We start from the raw sequence: 7008 nt of genomic DNA, 5'->3' as shown, positions 1-7008 counted from the left end.
CACCGTCAGGCGGCATTGTCCTGCTCGGCCAGGAGCTCGGCCTGGTGATTTGTCATCAGCGCCTGAACCATCTCTTCGAGGGCTGGGCCCTCGATGATCTGGTCGAGCTTGTAGAGCGTCAGGTTGATGCGGTGGTCGGTGCAGCGTCCTTGCGGGAAGTTGTAGGTCCGGATGCGCTCGGACCGGTCGCCAGACCCCACCTGGTCCTTGCGCGTGGCGGAGCGCTCGGAATCGATCCTCTGGCGCTCCATTTCATAGAGCCTGGCGCGCAGCAGCTTCATGGCGGCGTTCTTGTTCTTGAGCTGCGACTTTTCCGTCTGCTGGGCAACAGCGAGGCCGGTCGGCAAATGGGTGATGCGCACCGCCGAATCGGTGGTGTTCACAGACTGCCCGCCGGGGCCTGAGGAGCGGTAGACGTCGATCCGGAGATCTTTGTCCTCGATCTTGATGTCAACCTCTTCCGCCTCGGGCAACACGGCCACCGTGGCGGCGGAGGTGTGGATGCGGCCTTGGGTTTCAGTGGCCGGCACGCGCTGCACGCGGTGCACACCCGATTCGAATTTCAGATGCGCGAAGGCGCCTGCGCCATAGATGTTGGCGATCACTTCCTTGTAGCCGCCATGCTCGCCCTCGCTGGCCGAGATCACTTCAACCCGCCAGCCCTTCGACGCCGCATAGCGCTGGTACATGCGGAAGAGATCGCCCGCGAAGATCGCCGCCTCATCACCGCCCGTTCCGGCGCGCACCTCGAGGATGACATTCTTGTCGTCGGCCGAGTCCTTGGGCAGCAGCAGGATGCGCACCTCCTGCTCCATTGTTTCGATCCGCTGCTCGAGACCGGGTCGCTCGGCCTCCGCCATCTCGGCCAGCTCGCCCCCGGCCTTCACCATGTCCTCAATGTCGCGGCGCTCGTCATAGGCCTTGCGCAGCTCGCGCGCCTTCCGCGCCGTGGGCTCGAGCTCGGCATATTCCTTGGAGAGCTTCACGAAGGCATCGCCCGCCACCGCACCCGCCGACATGTCGTGTTCGACGGTGGCGAAGCGCTGGATGATGCGGTCGAGTTTTTCATGCGGAATGGTAGACATGGCCGGGGCTTCTAGCGGAAGGCCAACCAGGTTGGAAGCCTTTCAGCCGCGCATGTCAGTGTCGAACAGGATGGTCACCGGCCCGTCATTCACCAGCGCGACCTTCATGTCCGCGCCGAACACGCCGGTTTCGACGTGAAGCCCCTCGCTGCGGAGAACCAAACAGACATGCTCATACAGCGTCTGGCCCAGTTCCGGCGGGGCGGCTTTCGAGAAGCCAGGGCGGTTGCCGCTCTCCATCCCCTGCGCGGCAAGCGTAAACTGGCTCACCGCCAGCACCGCCCCGCCCACGGCCGGGAGCGCCAGGTTCATCTTTCCAGCATCGTCCCTGAACACCCGAAGGGCTGCGATCTTGCGGGCCAGCTTCTCGGCCTCCCGCTCCGTATCCCCCGCCATGGCGCAGACGAGCACCAGGAAGCCACGGCCGATGGCGCCGGTAACGCGGCCCTCGACCGTGACAGAGGCTTCGGCAACACGCTGGACGACGGCGCGCAAGGCTTTGCGGCGTCAGCCCTTGAAGGACGTCAGGTCAAGCGAGCGCCCGACCAGGATCTCACCCGGCGTGCCGAGAATGCCCTTTTCCTTGCCATCGATGATGTAGCTCAGAAGGCCGCCGTCGCGCGCGATAACGACGAGACCCTCACGGTTCGGTACGCGGTAGGTATCGCCCTTCATCAGCATCTGGGTCATCACCACATTGCCCTGTGCGTCCTCGATCCTGACCCAGACGGGCGCATTGGCCTTGAGCGTCAGGCGGCTTTCCTCGTTTCCGGCGCCGAATTCGCGGCCTTGACCGGTGATTGCAACATCGGCCGCGGCGGCCAGGCTGTCGAGGGCCTTGGCATCGTCTGCCGTACCCGGCACGTTCTGCTCGATGAGGGAGGTAATGCCGTCAAGGCCGGTGCCGGCGAGGTCGTCGTCGCCCGCCGAGCCTGATTGCCGTGTGGCCTGCCCGCTATCCGGCATCGGCTCTTCACCAACGCTGATCTCGGCCGATTCGGTTCCGGTCGAGGCCGTCGGCATGGGATCAGCTTCGGGTTCAGGGAGCGCCAGCTTGACTTGCGCCTGCTGCTCTTCAGCCTGTTGCGGCGTGTCCTGCGCCGGAAGCATCATATAGCCCGCGCCGGCAAACAGCAGCATGACGGCGGCAAGCGAGGCGACGAGGCCGCCCGCGCCACCTGGCACACTCGTGAGCTTGAAGGTGGGGAACTTCGGCAGCCGGCCGAAGGCCAGTATCTTGGCGCTGCTGAGCGGCGCCGGATTGGCCGGGTGGCGCGGCTCGGCGGCCAGCGGCGGCGGCGGCAGGAAGCTGGCGTAGTGCTCGACCAGGGTCTCTGGGTCAAAGCCCAGGAACTGGGCATAGGCGCCGATCATCTCCAGCGCCTCAAGCCGTTCCGGCATGCAGGTCATGTCGCCCAACTCGATGGCCTCGAGGTGGTAGGGGTGGATGCCCGAGGCCTCTCCCACCTCGTCCAGGCTGAGGCCCCTGGCCTCGCGCTCCTGCGCGAGATACCAGCCCGCCTCACCCGCCGGATCGCTCTCGCCGTCGGGCTTCTCCCGCGCGTAGACCTGCGCCTCGGGCTCGGCCTGAACTTCGGTTCCGGCCTGCATCCCGGCCTCCACCTGCATCTCGGTCTCGGCCTGCGATTGGGCCATTCCGCTCAGCTCGGCATCTTCACGCATGATGAACTCTCTCGGACACAGATGGGTTGCACTCACTTAAGGAGCTTTTCCCAAATAATGACCGAGAATGGTGAATGGGAAGCTAACGTGGGGCTGGCGCATGTCACCGGCCACCAGCCGCTCAGGACCAAAAAAGGAGTCCCCCTTCCGCGGATCATGCTCTAGAAAATCCGGGCCGGACGGTGCGACCCATGCCAGCGCCCGGCCAAGATGCCGCGGCAGCCAAGGAGCGCCTCCATGAACGGACATCTACCAGGCAGCGGCGGCGCGGGGGCTGGACTTTCCGCCACCGGCGGCCTTCTGCTGGTCAGCACGGTCATCCTGCTGCTGGGCGCCTTGTCCTGGGGCGAGGCGGTCTTCGCGCCGGCGGCCTTCGCCATCTTCATCGTCATGGTGGTCTGGCCGCTCCAGGTCTTCCTCGAAGCGCGGCTGCCGCGGATGGTGGCGAGCCTCATCACCGTAGCCGTGACGCTCGTCTGCGTGGGCGCTCTCCTCACGCTGTTCGCATGGGGCATGAGCGTGGTGGGCCAGTGGCTGATCGGCAACGGCGCCCGCTTCCAGGCCATCTACCAGATCGGCACGGACTGGCTCGAAGGTCATGGCTTCGCCGTCGCGGGCCAGCTTTCGGAAACCTTCAACACGGCCTGGCTGGTTCGCATGGTGCAGACCACGCTGGCGCGGTTCAACGGCCTTGCGGGCTTTGCAGCGCTCGTCTTCGCCTTTGCCGTGCTCGGCCTGCTGGAGGTCGAAAGCCTGGTGCGCCGGATTACGGCGGCGGGTGGCCGCTTCGGCGGAGTGGACATCATCGCGGCAGGGCGCCAGACGGCAGCGCATTTCCGCAGATACATGCTGGTCAGAACCATCGCCAGCGCCCTGACGGGCGCCATCGTCTGGATCATCGCCCATCTCGTCGGGCTGGAGCATCCGGCGGCCTGGGCGGCGATTGCCTTCACGCTGAACTACATTCCCTTCATCGGCCCGGTCGTCGCAACCGTGCTGCCCACGCTGTTCGCCCTCGCCCAGTTCGAGTCCTTTGAGATCGCGCTTGTGGTGCTGGTCTGCCTCACCGCCGTCCAGTTCGTCATCGGCAGCTACCTCGAGCCGATCCTCACAGGCTCGACCCTGTCAATCTCTCCGTTCGCGGTGATGTTCATGGTGTTCCTGTGGAGCCTGCTATGGGGCCTGACCGGGGCCTTCATCGGCGTGCCCATCCTCGTCGCGGTGCTGACGGTGTGCCGCCAGCTGCCATCCATGCAGTGGCTCACGGTCATGCTGTCTGGGGACAAGGAATAAGCAGCCCGAACTGGGGTGACGGCATGGTTGGAGCACAATTCTTTTCCAGCGATCTCAACTGATCGCCCCATGCTCTGGCACAGACAAGCAGATAGCATCCTGATAACGGCTCATGTCTTCTCCCGCTTCTTCAGCGGGAGATGAGGGGAAGAGCACGCGACACGCGCGCCCTGCTCGCGACTGCAACTGACACTCAAGCAGACTCATCTCAGCTGGAGGCGGCCAACGCGTAATGCCGTTCAAGCTGTGGCATGACTGCTGCCGAGGCGGCAATCGCTGCTTCGACCGCCTCGGCGATCCGGCGCGGCTCGCCTTCCGCCAGCGCCGCGAGGACGCCGGCGTGGGTTTTCCTGATCAGCGCATAGGCAGCCGAGTTGGCGAAATCCTCGTCTCCGAGCAGGAGGTAGAGCGGCGTCTTCGTGGATTTGCCCTTGAGGCTGCGGGACCCTGCTTCCAGCATGGCAAAGCCGGGGAGCAGCCCCGCGGTCGCGCCCGAGATGATGATGTCGAAGCCCAGCTCCTTGCACATCGATTCGATGCGCGCCGTGGTATTGACGCAATCTCCCACCGCCGAATAGTTGAACCGGTTCTCGGCGCCGATCTCGCCCACGCAGGCGATGCCGGTGTTGATGCCGATGCCGATCGCCACCTGCCGGTTGATGCCCAGAACGCCCGAGGCATTCATCTCACGAAGCGTTTCGCGCATCTTCAACGCGCAGCGGGCAGCGCGTGCGGGGTGTTCGTCAACGTCAACCGGCGCATTCCAGAACGCCATGATGGAATCGCCGATGAATTTGTCCAGCGTTCCTTCCGACGCGATGATGTGCCGGCTGAGGCCCGTCAAAAGCGTGTTGAGAAAGGAGACGAGAGAGGTGGACGGCAGGCCTTCGCTGATCGCCGTGAAGTCGCGGATGTCCATGAACATCATGGTGATCTCCCGGTCCTCGCCGCCGAGGCGGAGTTCCGGCTGGCTCTCCGCGCGGGCGAGCACCGCGGGCGAGACATAGTTGCCGAAGGCGCGGCGGATGTGCCGGCGCTCCCGGTCTGTCACCAGCAGCCTGAAGCCGACGGCTGCGAACTGTACGACTGAAGCAGCAAGGATAGGCGCCACCGGATCGATCAGGAACCCCCAGGTGCGGAAGGCATGCCATGACAGGGCCAGAAACGCCACCGAGACAGCGGCGCCAACGGTGATCGCCATCCATGGCGAGACCATCGCCGTCATCGCAACGACCAGAAGGCCAACGGCCGCAACCATCATGACCTCGAGCCCATCCGCCCAGTCGGGACGGGACAGGAACCGGCCCGTCAGCATCTGCTCGAGGGCCTGCGCATGGAGCGAGACGCCGGGCACATTCTGGCCGAGCGGCGTGGCGCGGATATCGAACAGACCGGCCGCGGATGTGCCGACGAAGACGATATGGCCCTCGATGAGCGGTGCAAGGTCCTGTGCGGGCGCGTTGAGGACGGCGCTGGCGGAGATGTAACGGTCTCGCCGCTCCGGCGTCAGATAGAGCCAGAGGCCACCCGACCGGGTGGTGGGCACCTCAACGTCACCAACCTTCACCGCGACGACCGACACCGGCGGCTCCGGAGTGCTTTCGATGATGTAGGTGGTGGCGCCCTGCGCGACACGCAGCGCCTCCAGCGTCAGCGAGGGCACGAGTTGCACGCCGTCGGTCTGGAACATCGGCATGATGCGCACGATGGCGTTTTCCTGCAGCAAATTCATGCTGGTGTCGCCGATGCCCTGCGCGGCCCCGGCCAGCAGCGGCAGCGGCACCACCGCGCCGGTGAGTGGCGGGACGGCCGGTATCGGGCTTTCGCCAATAAAGGCGAAGCCGCCCTTGGGTGGCGGCAGGGGTTTTCCGCCGGACGCCGCTGCAAGGCTGAGAACCGTTGGATGTGCCGCAATCTGCCGGGCGAACAGATCGTCGTTGTCAGGAAGCGTGGAGACCAGGCCGGAATCGATTCCAGGAACAGTCCGGAGAATGCTCCGCGGGGAGAGCCGGTCAGGCTCCGGGAACAGGACGTCGAAGACCACGGCGGCAGCACCGAGTTCACCCAGGCGGGCCAGAAGGGCCGCCATGCGGTCGCGCGGCCAGGGCCACTGACCGAGTTCCCGCAGCGAGGTCTCATCAATGTCCACGATGCGCACCGGCACGGGCACATAGTCCCGCGGCGCCAGCCGCTGGTACTGGTCGAAGGCCGTGTTGCGCAATTCCCGTAAAGGTGCCGGATCGGACCAGCGAAGGAAGGTGAGGCCCGACACGATGAGCAGGCTGAAGGCCAGGAACGCGAGTTTCAGATTGCGCTTCATGGTGTGACAGCCGCCTTCATGGCGTGCTCGACCGCGGCCTGCACCTCAGCACCATGCAGGAGAGGGCCCGCGGCAGGCCGGTTTCGTTCGCCTTCACCTGGCTCCACGGCCCCACGGCCGGGCATGAACACCGAGCGATCATCGCTCACTTATAGCAGAGAGACACGCAAACGAGGCCAGAAGAATTTCAGCGTAATGCGGTTCAACCCGTCGGCATGTGCATGTTCCAGATCGCCGCTTGTCTTCGTGATGAGCTGGATGCCGAGCCCGCCACCCGCGACACGTCATCATCACCGCTGTCACCGCTGCTGCCGCTGGCATGGCGGCGAGAAACGGGAATTGGTCTCATCTGGTTGCCCGCCGCTCTCAACCAGTCATGCTTGCTTCATGTTGAACACGTCCACATGACCTGACGGTTGGCGGGTTGCGCTGATGACGGGACAACGGTGATCGAGCGAAGTGCAATCTGAGCTCTTGAAAAGAGTGCCGGCGTAAGCAGGCGTAAGCGCTACGCCGATCCCCTATGCGGCGAGGCTTGACGCTTGATCGCAGGTCCAGGGCATCAGTTGCTCGATCTGGTTCCTGGGATGACCGTCGAGGATGGCGCGAAGCGTGTGTTGGAGGTAG

At 64.9% G+C, this 7008-nt stretch carries 7 protein-coding genes; 2 read left to right on the top strand and 5 right to left on the bottom strand.

What is annotated here, in order from left to right; genetic code table 11:
* Positions 1-5: 5 nt before the first annotated feature.
* Genes prfA through ACILRA_RS17540 form a run of 3 tightly spaced genes read right to left on the bottom strand, consistent with a single transcriptional unit; the run spans position 6 to position 2768 of the window.
* Positions 6-1085, bottom strand: coding sequence for a peptide chain release factor 1 (gene prfA, locus ACILRA_RS17550; protein ID WP_395663356.1), 1080 nt, complete (start codon positions 1083-1085; stop codon positions 6-8).
* Positions 1086-1127: 42 nt separating this feature from the next.
* Positions 1128-1580, bottom strand: a complete 453-nt coding sequence (dtd, locus tag ACILRA_RS17545; protein WP_395663355.1) for a D-aminoacyl-tRNA deacylase — start codon at positions 1578-1580, stop codon at positions 1128-1130.
* Positions 1581-1592: 12 nt separating this feature from the next.
* Positions 1593-2768, bottom strand: a complete 1176-nt coding sequence (locus ACILRA_RS17540) for a helix-turn-helix domain-containing protein (protein ID WP_395663354.1) — start codon at positions 2766-2768, stop codon at positions 1593-1595.
* A gap of 237 nt (positions 2769-3005) precedes the next feature.
* Between ACILRA_RS17540 and ACILRA_RS17535 the strand changes: the two genes are divergently transcribed.
* Positions 3006-4061 carry an AI-2E family transporter gene (locus ACILRA_RS17535; RefSeq protein WP_395663353.1) on the top strand — a complete coding sequence of 352 codons (1056 nt, stop codon included), beginning with the start codon at positions 3006-3008 and terminating at the stop codon, positions 4059-4061.
* Between the two features lie 208 nt (positions 4062-4269).
* Here ACILRA_RS17535 and ACILRA_RS17530 read toward each other — a convergent pair whose 3' ends face one another.
* Complete coding sequence (locus ACILRA_RS17530; protein WP_395663352.1) at positions 4270-6381, bottom strand: CHASE2 domain-containing protein; 2112 nt, start codon at positions 6379-6381, stop codon at positions 4270-4272.
* Positions 6382-6602: 221 nt separating this feature from the next.
* On the opposite strand from ACILRA_RS17530, the gene ACILRA_RS17525 reads away from it, so the two are divergent.
* Positions 6603-6794: a hypothetical protein gene (locus tag ACILRA_RS17525; protein WP_395663351.1), complete on the top strand. Its 192-nt coding sequence runs from the start codon at positions 6603-6605 to the stop codon at positions 6792-6794.
* 108 nt (positions 6795-6902) lie between these two features.
* Here the strand turns inward: ACILRA_RS17525 and ACILRA_RS17520 are convergent.
* Positions 6903-7008, bottom strand: a 106-nt coding sequence (locus ACILRA_RS17520; RefSeq protein WP_395663357.1) for a transposase domain-containing protein, incomplete at its 5' end; no start/stop codon positions are given.

Source organism: Aestuariivirga sp. (genome assembly GCF_044239095.1).
Classification (GTDB): Bacteria; Pseudomonadota; Alphaproteobacteria; order Rhizobiales; family Aestuariivirgaceae; genus Aestuariivirga.
Note: the sequence above shows the minus strand (reverse complement) of the source record. Positions and strands in the feature narration are given on the sequence as shown.

Excerpts from the sequence above, each read along its gene's own strand:
- ACILRA_RS17525 (WP_395663351.1), top strand. The coding sequence starts at position 6,603 with ATGTTCCAGATCGCCGCTTGTCTTCGTGATGAGCTGGATGCCGAGCCC.
- ACILRA_RS17540 (WP_395663354.1), bottom strand. The coding sequence starts at position 2,768 with ATGCGTGAAGATGCCGAGCTGAGCGGAATGGCCCAATCGCAGGCCGAG.
- ACILRA_RS17530 (WP_395663352.1), bottom strand. The coding sequence starts at position 6,381 with ATGAAGCGCAATCTGAAACTCGCGTTCCTGGCCTTCAGCCTGCTCATC.
- prfA (WP_395663356.1), bottom strand. The coding sequence starts at position 1,085 with ATGTCTACCATTCCGCATGAAAAACTCGACCGCATCATCCAGCGCTTC.
- ACILRA_RS17535 (WP_395663353.1), top strand. The coding sequence starts at position 3,006 with ATGAACGGACATCTACCAGGCAGCGGCGGCGCGGGGGCTGGACTTTCC.